Source organism: Rhizobium sp. T1470 (assembly GCF_042140505.1).
Classification (GTDB): domain Bacteria; phylum Pseudomonadota; class Alphaproteobacteria; order Rhizobiales; family Rhizobiaceae; genus Rhizobium; species Rhizobium favelukesii.
Genome location: NZ_CP148091.1, coordinates 3,095,689 through 3,115,057, shown reverse-complemented (window position 1 = coordinate 3,115,057; position 19,369 = coordinate 3,095,689). Strand labels below are relative to the sequence as shown.

Here is a 19,369-nt window from a genome sequence, read left to right as displayed (position 1 = left end):
TTCCTTATCCCTTGGCCTGCTTGACCAGCGCGGCAATGACATCACGAACCGACATGCCTTCTGCGCGCGCCGCGAATGTCAGCGCCATGCGGTGCTGCAGGACGGGTTCGGCGAGCGCGTGGACGTCGTCGACAGACGGTGCGAGGCGGCCTTCGTAGAGGGCACGGGCGCGGGCGCAGAGCATCATGGCCTGGCCGGCACGTGGGCCGGGACCCCAGGCGACGTTCTTGTCGGTCGAGGCGTTTCCCTGACCCGGACGGGCGGAACGGACAAGCGCGAGGATGGCGTCGACCACTTTGTCGCTCACCGGCATCTGGCGGATGAGCGTCTGGATTTCGACGAGGCGCTCGGCACTCAGGATTGCTTGCGGCGCCGTTTCGCCGATGCCAGTCGTCTCGAGCAGGATCTGTCGCTCGGCAGCGAGCTCCGGATAGTGGACGTCGACCTGGAGAAGGAAGCGGTCGAGCTGTGCCTCGGGCAAGGGGTAGGTGCCTTCCTGCTCCAGTGGATTTTGAGTGGCGAGGACGTGGAATGGGGCCGGCAGGTCGTAGCGATGACCGGCGACGGTGATGTGGTACTCCTGCATCGACTGCAGCAAAGCCGACTGCGTGCGCGGCGACGCGCGGTTGATTTCGTCGGCCATGAGGAGCTGGGCGAACACGGGTCCCTTGACGAAACGGAAGGAGCGGCGGCCGCTCTCGTCCTGGTCCATCACCTCCGAGCCAAGAATGTCGGACGGCATCAGATCCGGCGTGAACTGGATGCGGTTGGAGGCGAGGCCAAGCACTTCGCCGAGCGTGGTGACGAGTTTGGTCTTGGCGAGACCCGGCACGCCCACCAGCAGGGCATGGCCGCCCGAGAGAACCGCAAGCAGGGTGTTCTCGACGACGCTTTCCTGGCCGAAGATCACCTTGGAGACTTCGCCCCGGATGGCGGCGATATCTGCAAGTGCCTTCTCGGCCGCGGCGACGATCGCCTTTTCATCAAGCGGGGCTTCGGTCTTCATCATACCCATTAGGCATCTCCAGCGGCTGATATCATTCGTCGCGAATCGGCAGACTTACTCGCAAGCCTCATACCAGATAGAGTTATGGAGATGTTGCGGGCTGACAAGTTGGTTCCGAATGACTATCTCGTGACCTTCTGGAGTTAAACACAAACCGGGACAGAAGAATGGCAGCCGAAGAGATCAAAGCAACGACGGACGCGGCCGGTCTTGCAGCGCTGATTTCACGCGCCGCCGGCGATGCGGGCAGCAAAACGCGCGGGCTTCCTCCCGTCGATAAATGGAACCCGCCCTTCTGTGGCGATATCGACATGGAAATCCGCGCCGACGGCACATGGTTCTACATGGGAACGCCGATCGGCCGGGCGCCGCTCGTCAGACTGTTTTCAACGGTCCTCCGAAAGGATGAGGACGGGAAGACGTATCTTGTAACGCCTGTGGAAAAGGTCGGCATCCGGGTCGTCGACGCACCCTTTGTGGCGGTTGAAATGAATGCCGGCGAAAGAGATGGCGAGCCGTTGCTGACGTTCCGGACCAATGTCGGCGACGTGATAGAGGCCGGAGTGGAGCATCCTCTCCGCTTTGTAATTCACGGCGAAAACAGCCAGTTGAAGCCCTATCTTCATGTGCGCGGGCAACTGGAGGCGCTGGTTTCCCGCCCGATCATGTACGAACTCGTCGAATGCGGCGAACGCCTTGAGGTCGATGGCAAGACGATGTTCTGCCTGCGCTCCGGTGGCGTGACGTTTGCCGTCATGCCGGCGGACGAACTGGATAAGCTTTCCCGATGAGCAACGTTTTGACTGACCGCCACGCGCTCTATTCCGCGGCCGAATTTCGTCGTCGCGCGCTTCATCAGAGCGGCGGACCGGTGGATATGTCATGGCGCGACCACGGCGATCACATCCTCAATCCTGATATCGTCGCGCAGGTGGAGTCCTTCAAGCTTCGTGATGCTGCGGTCCTGGTGCCGGTGATCGACGACGGGGACGAGGCGCATGTCATCTTCACGCAGCGCACGGCGACACTGCGCAAACATTCCGGACAGATCGCGTTTCCGGGCGGCAAGATCGATGCCATCGACGGATCCGCAGAAAGAGCTGCAATCCGGGAAACCGAGGAGGAAATCGGTATCGACGGGTCGTTTGTCGAGACCGTGGCGCGGCTTCCGAACTACCTCGCGTCGACTGGCTTCCGTATTACGCCGGTGCTCGCGGTCGTCCGGCGCGGCTTCGAATTGAAGCTTAACCCCACCGAGGTGGATGACTTCTTCGAAGTGCCGCTGTCCTTTCTCATGAACCCGGCCAATCACAGCCGCGACAGGCGTGTGCTCGACGGTCTCGAACGACATTTCTACCGGATGCCCTATGAAAGCCGGATGATCTGGGGCATTACCGCGGGCATCGTCCGCACCCTCTATGAAAGGCTCTATGCATGACCAACCTTGGCCACGAGGCTTGGTTTAAGGATCCGGCTCTGACACGCGTGTTGTCGCTTCTCAACGCCGACGGCGCAGAGGGGCGCGTCGTCGGCGGGGCGGTCCGCAACAGCCTGATGGGTCTGCCCGTCAGCGATATCGACGTGGCCACGACACTCACGCCGGAACAGGTCATCAAACGCGCCGCCGCCGCTGCCATCAAAGCCGTTCCGACAGGCGTTGCACATGGTACGGTGACCCTTGTCATCGACGGCAAGCCCTTCGAAATCACGACGCTGAGGGCCGATGTCGAGACCGACGGACGCCGGGCCAAGGTTGCCTTCAGCTCGGATTGGCAGACTGACGCGGAGCGCCGCGACCTGACGATCAATGCGCTTTATGTCGACTCCAAGGGCGATGTGATCGACCTGGTCGGTGGACTTGCCGATATCGAGAAGCGCAACATCCGCTTCATCGGGGACGCCGCGACGCGTGTTGCCGAGGACTATCTGCGTATCCTGCGATTTTTCCGGTTTTTCGCCTATTATGGTTCGGGCCGTCCGGATGCCGAGGGGCTGAGGGCGTGCGCATCGGCTCGCGCCAAGCTGAAGACGCTTTCTGCCGAACGGGTCTGGTCGGAACTCCGTAAGCTGTTCAGCGTGGAGGATCCCGGGCGGGCGCTCTTGTGGATGCGACAGGTCGGCGTACTCAGCGAAATCCTGCCGGAGACGGAGAAGTGGGGGATCGACACCATTCCGACGCTGATCAACACGGAGAGGGCGCTTGGCTGGAAGCCGGACCCGCTTCTGCGCCTCGCCGCCATCGTTCCTTGCGATGCCGATCGCCTGGAGAAGATGGCAAGGCGCCTCAAGCTCGCCAATGCGGAAGCCGCCTATTTCAAAGCGTGGACCAGGGCGCCCGTTATCAACGATGAATTGTCTTCGGCCGCCTTTGCGCGGCTGCTCTATCGGCACGGCGCGGACGGGATTGCAACCCGCTTGAAACTTGCACTGGCAACGGCGCGGGGCAAGGCGGAAGCCGACATGCAGGAGATGGCTCGCTGCGCAAGGCTCGGCAAGCTGCTCGAACTGGCTGAAAACTGGAAAAAACCAAAGTTCCCGATCAATGGCGGCGACGTCATGGGCGCGGGCGTGCCGGCCGGGAAGCAGGTCGGTGAGACGCTGTCGGCATTGGAAGACATCTGGGTCGAGGAAAACTTCACGCCGGACCGGGCGGCGCTGCTCGCCCGGCTGAATGATCTGACAAAATAGCTCAGGCCGCCGTCGCCTCGTTGCGGATCCGAGCCTTGATGTTCTCGATCATGTTTTCGCGGATGACGGTTTCGCCGTGGGCGTTGCGCATATGCTCGACAGCGCGGCGGACGATTTCGGCATCATCATTCGCCCTGGTATGCCAGTCGCATCCGGGGACGAGCGTGCCACATTCGAAGAGTCTCATTCTTTCCTCCTTCTTTCGGATTTCAACGACGTCACGCGCTGCGTAATGCCTGAATGTTCGAAGCGGTAGGAAGGTTCCGGCCGGCGCGAAGGACCGGCCGGTTTTTCATTTTCTTGTTAATCGGGCATCGCCCAGGCTCTGAAGCAATCGATTGCTGCTTTGCTGTCCTGGATCTTTGCCAGACGATCAAGTTCTTCCGGCGTCTTACCACCGGCCAGCTGAAGCTTCACTTGCTCGATAAAGCACGAAAGTGGCAGATCGGACCCACTCTTCGCCCGAAACCCTTCGGCAATCCGGCTCAAAAACTCCGGCGTATCGATGGGAGGGCGAGGCTCCGGAGCACCCGCCGGTGCTGCAGAGCTGCTTTGTATCGTCATGACAATCCTCCTGCGATTGTTACGCGTACATGCATAAACCTAGTAGTCCAGTCTCCGAATTTAAGCCCTCCCGGCGCGTTTTTTTGTCAGGTCACGGCCAGCGGACGAGCGGGGGTAAGGATGAGAGAATGGACTCTACGTTTCCTCCTGTCTTGAGGCCAAAGATTGTACCTCGATCATAGAGCAAATTGAACTCAACATAGCGTCCACGGCGAATCAATTGTTCGTCACGATCCGCGTCTGTCCACTGTTTATTGAGGTTGGAGCGAACGATCCGTGGATAAACCATGGCAAACGCCCTTCCGACGTCGCGGGTGAAGGCGAAATCGGCGTCCCAGCCGCCGGCCTCCTCACGGGAGTGCAGCCAATCATAGAAGATGCCGCCGATGCCGCGCGGCTCGTTGCGGTGCTTGAGGAAGAAATACTCGTCGCACCACGTCTTGTAGGCGGCGTAGTCGGCGACACCGGAGTGGCTTCGGCAGGCAATCTCCATGGCCTTGTGGAAGAGCTGGCTGTCCTCGTCTTCCTGCGTGCGGCGGCGATCAAGCACCGGCGTCAGGTCGGCGCCGCCCCCAAACCAGCGGCTCGAGGTGACCACCATGCGCGTGTTCATGTGAACGGCCGGCACGTTGGGATTGACAGGATGGGCGATCAGCGAAATGCCCGAGGCCCAGAAGCGAGGGTCCTCCTTGGCGCCGGGCATCTGGGCGCGCAGGTCCGGCGCGAACTCTCCGTAGACGGTGGAGGTGTGCACCCCAACCTTCTCGAAGACGCGGCCGTGCATCATCGACATGCGGCCGCCGCCACCGGCACCATTTTCGCGCGACCAGTCCTTCGCCACAAAGCGGCCCGGCTCTCTATCGCAGAGCGGGCCGGAGAGTTCGTCTTCCAGCGCTTCGAACGAGGAGCAGATCGTGTCGCGAAGACTTTCGAACCATGCCCGGGCAGTCGACTTCTTCTCTTCGATATCATCCGGCAGGCCGATCGGAAGTTCCGGTCTTTCCATTCTGTCTCTCTCCGAGCGGGTCGCCAGTCGACTCGCGCTTTCGTCTTTGCTGCTCTGATAGCAGCTGGGGCAGGGTCCTGCCAGCAGAGCAGGTGATTGAGGCTTCCTCAGATTCGACTCGCAAAACGCGATTTTCGATATTACCTTTTTCCGACAGAGGTAGGCACATGACGAAAATTCCTGGACCTCCGTCGTTCGACGGTCTCAAGCGACGGATTGCTGCCCACCGGGCGGAAGGCACGCCCCGCAAGAACGACCGTTTCGTCCGACAAACCTATTGCCTCAATCTCCTCGAGGCCCGCGCCAAGGCGCGCGAATGGTTCGACGAATATCCCAAGGCTGCATATTGGACGGAAGTCGAGAGCTGGCGCCAGCTGGAAGGCGACCAGATCGAATTCACGATGCGCCGGCTGCCGTCGGCCGACTGAGCGGCGTTACTCGGCGGCGCCTTTCAGCCTGCTTTCGATGAGCAGTCCGCTTTCGTCGAGGATCGGGTGTGCGACCGAAACAATGTGGGCGTTGATGCGCTTCAGGTCGCGCAGCATGTCCAGGTGCAATGAGCTTGTCTGCAGGCTGTCAGCGCGACCGTGGCGCAGGCGCTCCAGATGTCGTTCCGAGGACTGCTTCTCCATCCGGCGAACCTCGACCTTCACCTCCATCAGCTGCTTGGCAAGGTTGAAGTCGCGGGTGACGAGGATCGTCTGGGCGATGCGCAGATTGTCGATCGTCAGGTGGAAGAGCTTGCGCAGTTCCTCGTAGCCCTCCTCGGAAAATTTCAGGCCCAGCGAAACCTTCTTCGAAACCTGCGGCGTCAGGCCCTTCTCGATGATGTCACCGATATGTTCGAGGTTGATCGCGTAGTCGATGATGACGATGGAGCGGCGACCATCCTCTTCGCTCAGACCGGCGTGGCCGAGCTTGGACAGGTAGATTTTCACCTCCTGCTGCAGGCTGTCGACCCGCTTTTCCAGCGACGGGATTTCCTTGAGCTTCGCCAGCTCGTTGTTTTCAAAAGCGTTCGAGGCGCGCAACAACATGCGTTCGATCAGATCGCCGACGCCGAGCACTTCCCGCGTCGCGCTGGCGAGGGCGACAACAGGCGTCGAAAGTTCATGCTGGTCGAGGTATCTCGGTGCGCTGTCTGGCTGCGTGTCGTCAGGCACCAGTCTCAGCATCAGCCGCGAGAGTGGGCGCGAGAAGGGCCAGGCAAGCGCCGCGAGGATCAGGTTGAAGCTGAGATGGGCGTCGACGGGCAGTTTTGCCGGCGCCAGCGGCAGCGTTGCCAGCAGTTCCGCGCCGTAGCCTGCGAGCGGCAACGCGATCAGGCAGCCGGTTGCCCGCACGATCAGATTGCCCAGTGTGACGCGCTTGGCGGCTGCCGGCCCGCCGAGCGAGGCAATGACCGGGGGAACGGCGCCGCCGAGGTTGGCGCCGAGCACCAGCACGATGACCAGTCCGGCCGACAGGATGCCCGTCGAGGCAAGCGATAGAATGAGAACGACGGCGGCAAGGCTCGACGACGAGATGAAGGCGATGCCGGCGGCAAAGGCAAGTGCGACCGGCCAGGCATTGTCGAGCAGGGCGATGAAGGCACTAAGGGCGGGCGACTGCCGCATCGGCTCGGTGGCGCTGCTCAGGAGATGCAGCGACAGCAGCATCAGGCCGATGCCGATCAGGGCCGCGCCGCCGCCCTGTCGTGCCGACGAGCCGCTGCGATGAAGGATCATTCCGGCAAGGATCACCAGAGGAGACAGCCACGCGATGCCGGTGGCGACGATCCAGGCGGTCACCGCGGTTCCGACATTGGCGCCGAGCAGGACGACTTGCGCCATGCGCTGCTTCACCAGTTCGCGCTCGACGAAGGAGGCGACCATCAGGGCCGTCGCGGTCGAGCTCTGCAGCGCGACCGTGGCGACGAAGCCGGACGCGAACGAGCGCAAGCCACTGCGGGTGCCGGTCGCAAGGCCGCTGCGCAGTCGCGCTCCAAACGCTCGGGAAACGCCGTCCTTTACCTGTGCCAGGCCAAACAGTAGCAGGGCTACCGCGCCGAACAGGTTGATCATGACGATCGTCGATTCCATTCTACCGTTTCTTTTGTCTCTTATGCGAACAGGCGCCTTCCTGTTCGAATCTCTCTTTGCCAAGTGATTGAAAACATGGCCTTCCGCACACTTTTTTAATTGTCCGGCTAAAAACTATACGCCGCTCAGGAAAATTCACAACGCCGTTCGCGACATATTCTGGGGCTCTATCGGCATTTCATGTCACCGGGCCGGAAATCAACCCCAGACAGTCTGCCGCATGGCTTCTCCGACGATCATCGCGGCCGAGACGGCAACATTGATCGAGCGTTGACCTTCAACCATCGGAACAAGGATCCGGGCGTCGGCTGCCGTATGCACGTGGTCCGGGACGCCGGCGCTTTCGCGGCCGAAAAGCAGGATGTCGTCGGCGTGAAACGCGAAGTCGGTGTAACGGCCGGACGACTTGGTGGATGCCAGCACCAGGCGTCGGCCGGTGTTCTTTCGCCAATCTTCGAAGCGATCCCAATTGACGTGGCGGGTGAGGGCGGCTGCGGCGATGTAATCCATGCCGGCCCGCTTGAGGTTTCGGTCCGATATATCAAAGCCCGCCGGCTCGATGATATCGACACCAAAGCCGAGGCAGGCGGCAAGACGCAGGATGGTACCGGTATTGCCGGGGATGTCAGGCTGATAGAGGGCTAGTCTGAGGTCTGCCATGGTGCGGTCGTCTTCTTCGGTTTTCGTCGAACGAGACCTATTGCAACTGTGATTTCGGTGCAATAGGACGCATTTTGACCCTGAAATGTTCAATTTCCGGCAGATCGGGGCTGGAAATTTCATCGAATTCGCGTTATCGGTGCATATCTTTTAATCGCCAGCAGGGAGCGCCAGATGGAAATATTGCCGCGTATGCGCTCTCGACGCGTGAACCCACGAGTGGCGATCTGGCACGCCTAGTGCCATTTCTTTCCTGAATTCCCATTTGTAATCCATTGCGCGGCTGTCGTGGCCTCGCCTCGTGAACATCCGGTTCCCATATGAGCTCAAGCGCCCCCTTTTTGGCCGAGCCGGGAGGCCGGAACTGCGAAGTTTCGGAGCATTTTCATGTTTGGCTGGTTCGAACAGCGACTTAACCCCTTCCCGAGCGAGGAGCCGGTTGCTCCTCCGAAGGGCCTTTTTGCTTTTTGCTGGCACTATACGAAGCCGGCAGCACCGTGGCTTGCCATCATGGCGGTCCTGACGGCGCTGATCGCCGTCGGTGAGGTGGCTCTCTTCCAGTTCCTCGGCGACATCGTGGACTGGCTGACGAATGCCGACAAGGCAACGTTCCTGCAAACGGAGTGGCCGAGGCTGGCATGGATGGGAGCGTTGATCCTCATCGGCCTGCCGCTGGCGGCGGGCATAGATTCGCTCATCATGCATCAGGTGCTTCTCGGCAACTACCCGATGATCGCGCGCTGGCAGATGCACCGCTTCCTGCTGCGTCACAGCATGACGTTCTTTGCCAACGAGTTTGCCGGACGCGTTGCGACGAAGGTGATGCAGACCTCGCTTGCGGTGCGTGAAACGACGATGAAGATCCTTGATGTCTTCGTCTATGTCGTGACGTATTTCCTGTCGATGATCATCGTCATCGCTGCTGCCGACTGGCGGCTGATGATCCCGATCCTCGTCTGGCTCGCCGTCTACGTCGCCATCGTGTCCTACTTCGTGCCACGGCTGCGCAGGATCGCGGCGCAGCAGGCGGATGCGCGCTCGATCATGACGGGTCGGGTGGTCGACAGCTACACGAACATCGCGACGGTCAAGCTGTTTTCGCATGCCGGCCGCGAGGAGACCTATGCGCGTAGCGGTATGGAGGAGTTCCTTGGAACCGTTCATGCGCAGATGCGCCGCGTCACGTTGTTTCACATCGCCGTCTACATGAACAACTGCGTGGCGTTGTTCGTGGTGTCGGGCCTGTCCATCTGGTTCTGGCTGAACGGACAGATCTCCGTCGGCGCCATTGCCATCGCGATCGGTCTTGCCATGCGCGTCAACGGCATGTCGCAGTGGATTATGTGGGAGGTCTCGGCGCTGTTCGAGAACATCGGCACGGTCTATGACGGCATGGAAATGATGACGAAGAAACACGACATCGTCGACGAGCCGGGCGCGCCGCAACTGTCTGCCAAGAAGGGTGCAATCCACTACGACCGCATCCGCTTCCATTACGGCAAGGGCAAGGGCGTCATCGACAGTCTCTCTCTCGACATCAAGGCGGGCGAGAAGGTCGGTCTGGTCGGTCGTTCCGGCGCCGGCAAGACCACACTGATGAACCTGCTGCTGCGCTTCTACGATCTGGAGGCTGGCCGCATCACCATCGATGGGCAGGACGTCTCGACCGTTTCTCAGGAGAGCCTACGCGAACTGATCGGCGTCGTGACGCAGGATACCTCCCTGCTGCACCGTTCGATCCGCGACAACATCGCCTATGGCCGCCCCGAGGCGACAGATGCCCAGGTGATCGAAGCCGCCAAGCGGGCCAACGCCTGGGAATTCATCGACGGGCTTGTCGACATGCAGGGCCGCAAGGGGCTCGACGCGCAGGTTGGCGAGCGTGGTGTCAAGCTCTCCGGCGGTCAGCGCCAGCGCATCGCGATCGCCCGCGTCTTCTTGAAGGACGCGCCGATTTTGGTCCTCGACGAGGCGACATCGGCGCTCGACTCCGAGGTCGAAGCGGCGATCCAGGAGAACCTGTTCGCGCTGATGGAAGGCAAGACGGTGATTGCAATCGCACATCGCCTGTCGACCCTGACCGAGATGGACCGTCTGATCGTGCTCGACAAGGGCAGGATCATCCAGGCCGGCGCCCATGTCGAGCTTGTCGAACAAGGCGGCATCTATGCGGACCTGTGGAGCCGGCAATCGGGCGGCTTCCTGGCCGATCATTCGGAAGAGGCGGAAGAGGCGGCCGAATAAACCAGAAGCCCTCCCTGCAGATGCGGAGAGGGCTTCTCTTTTTAAGTCTATGGATGTGGGGTCAGAGGCTGTCTGCCCAATCTTTCACCCGGTTTCCTTCGACAAGCATGCTATTGGTCGACGCAAGCGTACGCAATGCGAACAGACGCCGCTCTTCCTCACGATCGATCCACGCAGAGATCGCCTCGGCAATAGCTTGGTCGTAGGATATGTCCAACTGTTCAACGAGTGCATCAAGTCGTGCCGCAAGCGGCAGCGGAATACTCGACATGATTGCCTTTCTTGCTTGCATCGCGGCCGTCTCCCGTAAGAATCCATTGTACCCCGAGATTGTGACGAGGTCAGTCTCATTCAACGACGATGCCGTTGTTGTTACCGATTGTTACGAAAATATAGGGTTGCGCCCTGGGGCCGTCGCTTTCCCGCTCCGGCTATTAAGCCTATATCGCAAATATGCTGATAAAACGACTCCTCCGTGCTTTCGAAAATTGGATTAATCCCTTTGCGCCGCGGGAAAACATTCAACCACCGCGCTCTACGTTTGGATTCGTCTGGTTCTATATCGGTCAAGCGAAGGCGCCGTTCGTGGCGATGCTCCTGCTCGGCGGGATGTCGGCGGCGATCGAGGCGGCACTGTTCTGGTTCGTCGGGCGGCTCGTGGATATTCTTTCGACGATCACGCCGGCGGCAGGCTGGAGCGGTCTCCTTGCCGCGCACGGCGCCGAGTTGTTCAGCATGCTCGTTCTTATCGGCATTGTCCGCTTTGTCGTCGCGCTGTTGATCGCGCTCGTCGATCAGCAGGTGATCACGCCCGGCTTCTACAACCTGGCGCGCTGGCAATCCTATCTGCATGTTTCGAAACAATCGCTGTCCTTCTTCCAAAGCGATTTCTCGGGTCGCATCGTCACCAAGGTCTGGTCGGCCGGGCAGGCCACGGGCGACTTGGTCACGTCGCTGATGGAGAGTGTCTGGTTCGTCGGCATTTATGCGGCGACGACGCTGGTGCTCGTCGCAGGCCTCGATTTCTCGCTTGCCGTGGTCGTGCTCTGCTGGCTGTGCGCCTTCGCCGTTCTGGCGCGCTATTTCGTGCCGCGCATCCGGTTTCATTCCCGCCAAACAGCTGAAGCCGCCTCGATGATCAACGGGCGCATGGTGGACGCGTACAGCAATATCCAGACCTTGAAGCTGTTTGCGCGCGATGAGGAGAGCGACCGCTACATGCGGCAAGGCTTCGACTTCTATCAGGAGACGGTGCTGCGGTTCACGCGCTTCATCACCGGCGTACGCGCCTCGATGGCGCTGCTCTCGGGCATCATGATCGTCACGATGGCGGCGCTCTGCGTTCATTTGTGGCTGGCCGGCCTTGTCAGTTCCGGTGCTGTGGCGTTCTCGCTTGCGCTTGTCTTGCGCCTCAACTTCCTTCTGGGTCGGCTGATGACCCAGTTCAACGGCATCATGCGCAACCTCGGCACGATCCAGAATGCTGCCGAGCTGATTTCGCAGCCGCTCGGACTGGTCGATCGCCCCGACGCGCCCGACCTTGTCATCCGACAGCCCGGCATCCGCTTCGAGAACGTCTCCTTCCACTACGGCAGGGAAAGCGGTGTCATCGACAACTTCTCGCTGACGATCGAACCGGGGGAGAAGGTCGGTATCGTCGGGCGCTCCGGTGCTGGCAAGTCCACACTGGTGAACCTGCTGTTGCGCCTCTACGACCTCGAAGGCGGACAGATATTGGTCGATGGCCAGGACATTGCAGCCGTCAGGCAGGAAACCCTGCGCATGCAGATCGGCGTCGTCAGCCAGGATACGTCGCTGCTGCATCGCTCGGTCCGGGACAATATCCTGTTTGGGCGCCCTGATGCGGGCGAGGCGCGGCTGATGGAGGCGGCGCGGCGCGCAGAAGCGCTTGGCTTCATCGAGCGCCTGCAGGACCAGAATGGCCGCAACGGCTTCGATGCACATGTCGGGGAACGTGGCGTGAAGCTCTCCGGCGGTCAGCGCCAGCGCATCGCGATTGCACGCATCATGCTGAAGGATGCGCCGATCCTCGTGCTCGACGAAGCCACCTCGGCGCTGGATTCCGAGGTGGAAGAGGCAATCCAATCCAACCTGATCGGCCTGATGCAAGGCAAGACGGTGCTGGCCATCGCGCATCGGCTCTCGACCATTGCCGCCCTCGACCGATTGATCGTCGTCGACGAGGGCGAGATCATCGAAGAGGGAACACACGAGACCCTGCTGAAGCGTGGCGGTCTCTATGCCGAACTCTGGGCACGGCAATCAGGCGGGTTCCTCGCCACCGATTTCGAGGCGTCGACGCCTCTGTCAACCGTCGACCGCAAACTCGGCCATGAGGCCAAAGTGGTTTGACCCCATATTGTCTTCGATCCGTTCGACCGACTTCAGCCGCAGCGGAGGGCGGGCGAGGACATGGTCGATGCCGATGCCGAGGCGGCCCGCCCTGATCGGCCAGGTCGCCGGTTCCGGAAAGACGGAGTGAAAGCCGGCCCTGCGCATCAAACGCTGGATGTGTGGGTCGGCGATTGCGGAATTGAAGTCTCCGGCAAGAACGAGCGGGCCGTCGATCGCACCTGCCGCCGATCTGAGATCGACGAGTTCGTCTGTCTGGAAGTCATCGAAATAGGGTTTGGCGAGGTGGGCTGCCAGGAAATTGACCTTGGTTCCGTCGAAGTCGATGGCAGAGCGCGTCAGCCGGTTGCGCCAAAGCTCACCTAGGCTGCTGACCTTCTTGTCGACAAACGGCCGCTTCGAGAGGACAAGCGTGTCGCATTCGTTGGTCTCCGCACCGCAGCCTATGTGATAGGGATATGTGCCAGACAGGCGCGCGATGTGCGGGCGAAGGGGTGCAGCCTCCAGGATGTTCACGACATCCGCATTCGAGGCGATGATGAAATCCGCAATGCGGGCTGCATTGGAGACGTTCTCGTGCTCGATATTGAAGGACATCAGCCTGAAAAGCGGTGGCGTCTCGGCACGTGCCGGGGGTGCCTCAAACTCCCGCAGCATGATCACGCCATGTCCAAGCAACATCGCGGCGATGGAAAGCAGCACGTAGGCATACCAGTGCCGCCTGAGGATGAGAAGGACCAGGCAGCCTGCGATCGCAACCAGAGCAAAGTGGATCTGAAAGCTATAGACGAAGGCCAGAAGCCACACATGTGTGATATAGCGCAAAGACACCAGCGCCAGTAACAGCGAGAGGAGAACACTCCCTATGCAGTATAAAGTGTCTTTCATCGGCGGGCGCTGGGATGGGGAGAGGTTTGTGGCGGTCGCCTAGCACGAGGTTCGAATTGGTGCAATGCACAACTGTGGCAAGCATGTGATTGTCTTCGAAAATCATCTGAAAATTCCCGCGACATTGTGCCCACATGGCCTTGCCAAGGCTGGACATAATTTGCGATCAAGCTTAGAACGCGCCGGATTGGTGGGGAATCTAAGGTCGAATTGTGTCGCGACAGATTCGCCGCCGCGAGGGGAAGGCGGAGTTCCGCAAAAATTGCGTAGAGGATGGTTTAAGCCGTGAGCGAACACGAAACGACAAGCGAGATCACGGGCGAGCCCACTCGCCGTGATTTCCTTTATCTCACCACTGGTATGGCGGGCGCTGTCGGCGCCGTTTCGGTCGCTTGGCCGTTTATCGATCAGATGCGTCCGGATGCCTCCACGCTGGCTCTGGCTTCCATCGAAGTCGACGTTTCCAGCCTCGAGCCCGGAATGTCGCTGACCGCCAAGTGGCGCGGCAAGCCGATCTTCATCCGCAACCGTACCCCTGAGGAAGTGAAGGCTGCCGATGAGGTTGCGCTGTCCGATCTGAAGGATCCGGTCGCGCGCAACGCCAACCTGCCTTCAGACGCCCAGGCGACTGGCGTTGACCGTTCCGCCGGCAAGGACAAGGAAAACTGGATCGTCATGATCGGTTCGTGCACCCATCTCGGCTGCATCCCGCTCGGCCAGGCCGGCGAATACAATGGTTGGTTCTGTCCCTGCCATGGCTCGGTCTACGATACGGCCGGCCGCATCCGCAAAGGTCCGGCGCCGCAGAACCTGGCGATCCCGACCTATTCGTTCATTTCCGATAAAGTAATCAAGATCGGTTGAGGGGGACTGATTTATGAGTGGCCATTCCAGCTACGAGCCATCAACCGGCCTAGAGAAGTGGATCGATTCGCGCCTGCCTTTGCCGCGCATGGTCTACGACAGTTTCGTCGCATATCCGGTTCCGCGGAACCTGAACTATGCCTATACCTTCGGCGCCATGCTTGCCGTCATGCTCATCGTGCAGATCTTAACCGGCGTCGTGCTTGCCATGCACTATGCCGCGGAAACGACGGTTGCGTTCAACTCCGTCGAGAAGATCATGCGTGACGTCAACCATGGCTGGCTGCTGCGCTATATGCACGCCAACGGCGCCTCCTTCTTCTTCGTTGCCGTCTATCTGCACATCGCCCGTGGTCTCTACTACGGCTCCTACAAGGCGCCGCGTGAGATCCTCTGGATCCTCGGCGTCCTCATCTACCTCCTGATGATGGCGACCGGCTTCATGGGCTACGTTCTGCCCTGGGGTCAGATGTCCTTCTGGGGCGCGACCGTTATCACCGGCTTCTTCTCCGCATTCCCGCTGGTCGGCGAGTGGATCCAGCAGTTCCTGCTCGGTGGTTTCGCCGTCGAGAACCCGACGCTGAACCGCTTCTTCTCGCTGCACTACCTGCTGCCCTTCGTCATTGCCGGCGTCGTCGTCCTGCATATCTGGGCGCTGCACGTTGTCGGTCAGACGAATCCGACCGGCGTCGAGGTCAAGACCAAGACGGATACCGTTCGCTTCACACCTTACGCGACCCTCAAGGATGCGCTTGGTGTGTCGATCTTCCTGCTGGTCTACGCCTACTTCGTCTTCTACATGCCGAACTTCCTTGGCCACCCGGACAACTACATTCCGGCTGATCCGTTGAAGACGCCTGCCCACATCGTTCCGGAATGGTACTTCCTGCCGTTCTACGCGATGCTGCGCTCGATCACCTTCAACATCGGACCGATCGACTCCAAGCTCGCCGGCGTCCTGGTCATGTTCGGCGCCATCATCGTGCTGTTCTTCCTGCCCTGGCTCGATACGTCGAAGGTTCGCTCGGCTGTCTATCGCCCGTGGTACAGGGTGTTCTACTGGCTGTTCGTCGCCAATGCCATCGTTCTCGGTTGGCTCGGTTCCCAGCCTGCCGAGGGCCTGTTCACCACCATCTCGCAGATCTGCACGCTGCTATACTTCGCCTTCTTCCTGGTCGCCATGCCGGTTCTCGGCCTCGTCGAGACGCCGCGCCGCTTGCCAAATTCAATTACGGAAGCGGTTCTGGAAAAGCGCAACAAGGCTGCCGCCGCTGAGCCGGTCAAGGCCTGAGCGTGCGACAGGAAGGGAAGAGAAACATGAAAAAGCTTGTTACAAGCCTCCTGTCGCTTGCTGTCGTCGCCGGTTTGAGCGGCGCAGCATTCGCCCAGGAAGCCGCCTCGAACGGCGCCGAGCCGGCGCATCATGCCGAAGGCGAGACGCCGCACTATCCGCTGCTTCATCCCAAGCATGAACACTGGACCTTTGCCGGCCCTGTCGGCCACTACGATAAGGGCCAGTTGCAGCGCGGTCTGAAGGTCTACACGGAAGTCTGTGCGGCCTGTCATTCGATGAGCCTTGTGCCCTTCCGAACGCTTGGGGATCTTGGCTACTCGGACGCTCAGGTGAAGGCCTTTGCCGCCAACTACGAGGTTCAGGACGGTCCGAACGCCAGCGGTGACATGTTCACCCGCAAGGCCATCCCGTCGGATTACTTCCCATCGCCGTTCCCGAACCACGAAGCGGCGGCAGCGGCCAACAATGGCGCGGCGCCCCCGGATTTCTCGCTGATTGCCAAGGCGCGCGGCATCGAACGTGGTTTCCCGCAATTCCTGATCGACATGATCCCGTTCGTCGGCGGTTATCAGGAAGGTGGCCCTGACTACATCTACTCGCTGCTGACCGGCTACGACCAGCAGCCGCCGGCCGGCGTTCAGGTGGCCGATGGGACGCACTATAACCCGTACTTCGCCAATGCCGCTGCTCTGGCGATGCCGAAGCCGCTGTCCGACGGCCAGGTGAGCTATGACGACGGTGCGCCGGCGACGGTCGACCAGTACGCCAAGGACGTCTCGTCCTTCTTGATGTGGGCTGCCGAGCCGCATCTCGAAGATCGCAAGCGCACCGGCTTCATGGTCATGGTCTTCCTGGTGATCTTCACGGGACTGATCTATCTGACCAAGCGTTCGGTCTATGCGAACAAGGAACACTGAGAGCTTTGCTCCAGGATCTAGGGAAAGGCGGCCTTCGTGCCGCCTTTTTTGTTGGTTCCGACAGTGGCAATTGATAGGGTGCGCCGAATGAAGCCCTGCAGAATATGGATACTCCATGAGTGATACGATTTCGGAGCTTGCAGCCAGCATCCGCTCCATCCCGGACTACCCAAAGCCCGGCATTATTTTCCGTGACATCACCACGCTTCTCGGCAATCCGCGCGCCTTCCGCCGCGCCGTCGATGAACTGGTGCAGCCCTATGCAGGCCTGAAGATCGACAAGATTGCCGGAACCGAAGCGCGGGGCTTCATTCTGGGCGGTGCGGTGGCGCATCAGCTTTCGGCGGGGTTCGTACCGATCCGCAAGAAAGGCAAGCTGCCACGCGATACCGTGCGTGTCGCTTATAGCCTGGAATATGGTGTCGACGAAATGGAGATGCACCTGGATGCGGTGCAGCCAGGCGAGAAGGTCATCCTCGTCGATGATCTGATCGCCACTGGAGGAACGGCGGTGGCCGCCACACAGCTCCTGCGGCAAATGGGGGCGCAGGTCGTTTCAGCCTGCTTCGTCATCGACCTGCCGGATCTCGGCGGCCGCAGGAAGCTGGAGGATCTCGGCGTCGACGTTCGAACCCTGGTGGAATTCTCAGGCCACTGAGCCCCGCGATCACTCGAATTCGATGACGGTGCTCTCGAACCGGATGACCGGCGCGCCGTCAGCGATCGCGCCCTCGCAGACGATAGTGTTCAACCGACGCCCCGGATGCGACGCCAGGGGGCGGCTGGAAAGAAACGTGACGGAATAAGTCACTTCCTCGCCGGCGAAGACGGGCCGCAGCCACTGAAGCTTCTGAAAGCCAGGGGAGGGGCCAAGCTTGGGCGGCTTGATGCCCTCGCCGGCCAGTCGAGCGCATTCTGCGCTCCAGTAGGCGACGAAGGTCTTCATCCATGCCGCGCAAGTGTGCCATCCCGAAGCGCAGAGACCGCCAAAGAGCGTAGCCTTTGCGGCTTCCGCGTCCATGTGGAACAGTTGAGGGTCGAAGCGCTCGGCAAAGTGAACGATCCGTTCGGCCGTGAATAGGTAGCTGCCGATTTCGGTCTTCTCGCCGCTGGCGTAGCGTTCTGCCATGATCATGCGGTCTTCTCCAGCGCTTCACGCAGGACGAACATGATCGAATTCTCGGCCACGCAGACGAGTTTGCCTTTCTGGTTCTCAACCTCATGGCGGAACTTCACCATGCCGATGCCGGGCCTGGAGCGCAGCGCACGGGTCTCCATGACTGTCGAATGGCCCGAAAGCGTGTCTCCGGCAAGAACAGGCTTTCGCCATTCCATGACATCGACGCCGGGCGCGCCTTGAGAGAACGAGTTGATGAGGAAGCTCTCCGCCATCATGCGCATGAACAGTGCGGACGTATGCCAGCCGGATGCTGCCAACCCACCGAGGATGCTGGCGCGGCCGGCCGCCTCGTCGAGATGCATCGGCTGCGGGTCGAATTCGCGGGCGAACGCGATGATCTCCGCTGCCGTGACCGGCCTCGGGCCGAGTGCAAAACGTCGCCCCGGCTGGAAATCTTCGAAGGCAAGTTTCTGATCGGACAAATTTCTCTTCCCCGCTTTGGCGTTTCAGAACGACTACAATAGCATTCGACGCGACTCAACGAACCCCGCGAGATTTTGACCATGCCCGAATTGAAATTGATCCTCGATGAAGCCACACGTGAGGGTATCATTCCAGTCCGGGCTGCTGAGCGGCTTCTGCCGTTTCTGATCGAGCGCGGCGTCAAGGCGGATGGCCAGCCGGTGGAGCAGCGCGCGGAGCCGACAGCTTTCTCAGACACCGAGACGCCGAGTTTCGTGCGCGGCTTTCACGATGTGCTGATTACGATCGGCATCATCGTGGCGCTGGCAGGGCTGTGGGGCATCGCTTCGGTCTTCGCGGTGTTGCCGGCAATCGTCGTTCTTGCGGAGATCCTTGTTCGACGCCAGAGGCTGGCATTGCCTGCTGTCGCCTTGACCGTCACGCTTGCGCTCTGGACCGCAGTGGTGGCTGCGCGCTGGCTGGAAGGCTCCCCTGCTGTCACTGCCATAGGCGGCAACGTGGCACTGCAGTACACGCTCGCCTTTCCGGTTGTGTTCGGTCTCTTCTATTTGCTGTATCGCATCCCGCTCGCCCTTGCGCTCACGATCATAGGGGCGGCGGTGGTTGTTCTGCAGCTGGTTTTGCGCACCCTCGGCTGGCTCAGCGGCGATCCCCTCTTCGAGGTCAATCATCCCGTCGTGTTGTCGATCATCGCGATCATATGCGCGGTCGGTCTTTTCGCACTGGCCATGAAATTCGATCTGCGCGACCCGCTTCGTCGTACAGTCAATTCCGATATTGCCTTCTGGCTCCATCTCGGCGCAGCACCGGCTTTGCTCTACAGCGTCATTTCGCTTGCCGGTCTGAGCGGCGGTACGCTTGCTGCGCTGCAGACAGTATCGTTTCGTACGCCCGTGGTGGTTGCGACGGTCGTCGCGCTCATGCTGATCGGCCTCATCATCGACCGGCGCGCATTCGTGACGTCAGGACTACTGTCGCTGGGCTTTGCGCTCTACGGCATCTTCCGCCAGGGGGACGCCTCTGTCGATACCTACATCTACATCACGCTTCTGACCGTCGGCGCGATCGTGCTCGTCATCGGCACCGGATGGATGCCGCTCCGGCGGCTCGTCATACGGACGCTGCCGGCTGCCATGCAGGAGAAACTGCCACCGGCATAGGCGGCAGTTTCTCAGTTCGCG

General features: G+C 60.6%; 21 protein-coding genes. 11 read left to right on the top strand and 10 right to left on the bottom strand.

All coding sequences use genetic code 11. From position 1 onward, the window contains the following. Positions 1-4: 4 nt before the first annotated feature. Positions 5-1,015, bottom strand: coding sequence for a MoxR family ATPase (locus tag WGT02_RS15715; protein ID WP_024313898.1), 1,011 nt, complete (start codon positions 1,013-1,015; stop codon positions 5-7). Positions 1,016-1,173: 158 nt separating this feature from the next. On the opposite strand from WGT02_RS15715, the gene WGT02_RS15710 reads away from it, so the two are divergent. From WGT02_RS15710 to WGT02_RS15700, 3 genes are read left to right on the top strand one after another with little or no spacing between them, the layout of a single operon-like run. Next, positions 1,174-1,797 (top strand): DUF1285 domain-containing protein, encoded by a 624-nt coding sequence (locus tag WGT02_RS15710; protein WP_024313897.1) that lies wholly within the window; start codon positions 1,174-1,176, stop codon positions 1,795-1,797. Next, positions 1,794-2,444, top strand: coding sequence for a CoA pyrophosphatase (locus WGT02_RS15705; RefSeq protein ID WP_208249998.1), 651 nt, complete (start codon positions 1,794-1,796; stop codon positions 2,442-2,444). The genes WGT02_RS15710 and WGT02_RS15705 overlap by 4 nt, the downstream gene beginning before the upstream one ends. Next, a complete protein-coding gene (locus WGT02_RS15700) occupies positions 2,441-3,694 on the top strand; it encodes a CCA tRNA nucleotidyltransferase (RefSeq protein WP_208249999.1) in 1,254 nt (417 codons plus the stop codon). The genes WGT02_RS15705 and WGT02_RS15700 overlap by 4 nt, the downstream gene beginning before the upstream one ends. 1 nt (position 3,695) lies before the next feature. Here the strand turns inward: WGT02_RS15700 and WGT02_RS15695 are convergent, their stop codons facing one another. The 3 genes from WGT02_RS15695 to hemF all read right to left on the bottom strand — a co-directional run bounded on the left by WGT02_RS15695 (position 3,696) and on the right by hemF (position 5,264). Further along, positions 3,696-3,881 (bottom strand): DUF1059 domain-containing protein, encoded by a 186-nt coding sequence (locus WGT02_RS15695; RefSeq protein WP_024313894.1) that lies wholly within the window; start codon positions 3,879-3,881, stop codon positions 3,696-3,698. A gap of 116 nt (positions 3,882-3,997) precedes the next feature. After that, on the bottom strand, positions 3,998-4,258 hold the full coding sequence (locus WGT02_RS15690) for a hypothetical protein (RefSeq protein WP_024313893.1): 261 nt from the start codon (positions 4,256-4,258) through the stop codon (positions 3,998-4,000). 91 nt (positions 4,259-4,349) lie between these two features. Continuing rightward, entirely contained in the window at positions 4,350-5,264 is a 915-nt protein-coding gene (gene hemF, locus WGT02_RS15685) for an oxygen-dependent coproporphyrinogen oxidase (protein WP_208250001.1), read from the bottom strand. 167 nt (positions 5,265-5,431) lie between these two features. Between hemF and WGT02_RS15680 the strand changes: the two genes are divergently transcribed. Continuing rightward, positions 5,432-5,692, top strand: a complete 261-nt coding sequence (locus WGT02_RS15680; protein WP_024313891.1) for a hypothetical protein — start codon at positions 5,432-5,434, stop codon at positions 5,690-5,692. A 6-nt stretch (positions 5,693-5,698) separates the two neighbouring features. On the opposite strand, the gene WGT02_RS15675 is transcribed toward WGT02_RS15680, so the two are convergent. Next, positions 5,699-7,345 (bottom strand): Na/Pi cotransporter family protein, encoded by a 1,647-nt coding sequence (locus WGT02_RS15675; RefSeq protein ID WP_208250004.1) that lies wholly within the window; start codon positions 7,343-7,345, stop codon positions 5,699-5,701. Between the two features lie 198 nt (positions 7,346-7,543). Beyond that, entirely contained in the window at positions 7,544-8,005 is a 462-nt protein-coding gene (locus tag WGT02_RS15670) for a tRNA (cytidine(34)-2'-O)-methyltransferase (RefSeq protein ID WP_024313889.1), read from the bottom strand. Positions 8,006-8,392: 387 nt separating this feature from the next. Here WGT02_RS15670 and WGT02_RS15665 point away from each other — a divergent pair, with 387 nt between their 5' ends. Next, complete coding sequence (locus WGT02_RS15665) at positions 8,393-10,249, top strand: ABC transporter ATP-binding protein (RefSeq protein WP_024313888.1); 1,857 nt, start codon at positions 8,393-8,395, stop codon at positions 10,247-10,249. Between the two features lie 61 nt (positions 10,250-10,310). Here the strand turns inward: WGT02_RS15665 and WGT02_RS15660 are convergent, their stop codons facing one another. Then, the gene (locus tag WGT02_RS15660) at positions 10,311-10,520 is read right to left on the bottom strand and encodes a hypothetical protein (protein ID WP_029709931.1); all 210 of its coding nucleotides are present in this window, start codon (positions 10,518-10,520) and stop codon (positions 10,311-10,313) included. 182 nt (positions 10,521-10,702) lie between these two features. On the opposite strand from WGT02_RS15660, the gene WGT02_RS15655 reads away from it, so the two are divergent. After that, positions 10,703-12,622 carry an ABC transporter ATP-binding protein gene (locus tag WGT02_RS15655; protein WP_024313886.1) on the top strand — a complete coding sequence of 640 codons (1,920 nt, stop codon included), beginning with the start codon at positions 10,703-10,705 and terminating at the stop codon, positions 12,620-12,622. Here the strand turns inward: WGT02_RS15655 and WGT02_RS15650 are convergent. After that, positions 12,578-13,510 (bottom strand): endonuclease/exonuclease/phosphatase family protein, encoded by a 933-nt coding sequence (locus WGT02_RS15650; RefSeq protein WP_024313885.1) that lies wholly within the window; start codon positions 13,508-13,510, stop codon positions 12,578-12,580. The genes WGT02_RS15655 and WGT02_RS15650 overlap by 45 nt on opposite strands. Before the next feature lie 285 nt (positions 13,511-13,795). Between WGT02_RS15650 and petA the strand changes: the two genes are divergently transcribed. The 4 genes from petA to WGT02_RS15630 all read left to right on the top strand — a co-directional run bounded on the left by petA (position 13,796) and on the right by WGT02_RS15630 (position 17,243). Continuing rightward, the gene (gene petA / locus WGT02_RS15645; protein ID WP_024313884.1) at positions 13,796-14,374 is read left to right on the top strand and encodes a ubiquinol-cytochrome c reductase iron-sulfur subunit; all 579 of its coding nucleotides are present in this window, start codon (positions 13,796-13,798) and stop codon (positions 14,372-14,374) included. A 13-nt stretch (positions 14,375-14,387) separates the two neighbouring features. After that, a complete protein-coding gene (locus WGT02_RS15640) occupies positions 14,388-15,665 on the top strand; it encodes a cytochrome b N-terminal domain-containing protein (RefSeq protein WP_024313883.1) in 1,278 nt (425 codons plus the stop codon). A 26-nt stretch (positions 15,666-15,691) separates the two neighbouring features. Next, entirely contained in the window at positions 15,692-16,585 is an 894-nt protein-coding gene (locus WGT02_RS15635) for a cytochrome c1 (protein ID WP_024313882.1), read from the top strand. A 115-nt stretch (positions 16,586-16,700) separates the two neighbouring features. Next, complete coding sequence (locus WGT02_RS15630; RefSeq protein WP_024313881.1) at positions 16,701-17,243, top strand: adenine phosphoribosyltransferase; 543 nt, start codon at positions 16,701-16,703, stop codon at positions 17,241-17,243. A 9-nt stretch (positions 17,244-17,252) separates the two neighbouring features. Here the strand turns inward: WGT02_RS15630 and WGT02_RS15625 are convergent, their stop codons facing one another. After that, entirely contained in the window at positions 17,253-17,720 is a 468-nt protein-coding gene (locus WGT02_RS15625; RefSeq protein WP_208250006.1) for a MaoC/PaaZ C-terminal domain-containing protein, read from the bottom strand. Beyond that, on the bottom strand, positions 17,717-18,187 hold the full coding sequence (locus WGT02_RS15620) for a MaoC family dehydratase (RefSeq protein WP_024313879.1): 471 nt from the start codon (positions 18,185-18,187) through the stop codon (positions 17,717-17,719). The genes WGT02_RS15625 and WGT02_RS15620 overlap by 4 nt, the downstream gene beginning before the upstream one ends. 81 nt (positions 18,188-18,268) lie before the next feature. Between WGT02_RS15620 and WGT02_RS15615 the strand changes: the two genes are divergently transcribed. Further along, positions 18,269-19,348 carry a hypothetical protein gene (locus WGT02_RS15615; protein ID WP_208250007.1) on the top strand — a complete coding sequence of 360 codons (1,080 nt, stop codon included), beginning with the start codon at positions 18,269-18,271 and terminating at the stop codon, positions 19,346-19,348. The last annotated feature ends 21 nt before the right edge of the window (positions 19,349-19,369 follow it).